Origin of the sequence: Paenibacillus pasadenensis, from assembly GCF_023715725.1 — a bacterium.
Lineage (GTDB): Bacteria > Bacillota > Bacilli > Paenibacillales > Paenibacillaceae > Paenibacillus_O > Paenibacillus_O pasadenensis_A.
Map to the genome: position 1 here is coordinate 1 of NZ_JAMBOT010000076.1, position 384 is coordinate 384.

At 57.8% G+C, this 384-nt stretch carries 1 protein-coding gene; it reads right to left on the bottom strand.

Features of this window, described 5'->3' with window-relative positions; all coding sequences use genetic code 11:
• Positions 1 to 346, bottom strand: a 346-nt coding sequence (locus tag M3223_RS24050) for a SufD family Fe-S cluster assembly protein (RefSeq protein WP_285891434.1), incomplete at its 3' end; no start/stop codon positions are given.
• Between the last annotated feature and the right edge of the window lie 38 nt (positions 347 to 384).

The following is a 384-nucleotide window of genomic DNA, read 5'->3' on the forward strand; positions in this document are numbered from 1 at the left end:
GGATGCAGCTGGGGTATTTCCAGGTGATGGCCGAGCCGGTTTCCGACTGGGTCCATGACATTTTGCTGTTCTCCCCTTCGCACAGGGCGCGCTTGGTGACGAAGTTGAGGATCCCGCCGGTGGTGTTATCGCCGGGGAACCAGTTCTGCACCGTGGAGTATTTCACTTCCGCGTCTTTATGGATGATGACTTCAACGACCGCGGCATGCAGCTGATAGCTGTCGCGCACCGGCGCCGAGCAGCCTTCAATATAGCTGACGTAGCTGCCTTCATCAGCCACCAGAATGGTGCGTTCAAACTGCCCGGTCTTTTCGGCGTTGATGCGGAAATAGGTCGACAGCTCCATCGGGCAGCGGACGCCCTTCGGCACATAGATAAAGGTGC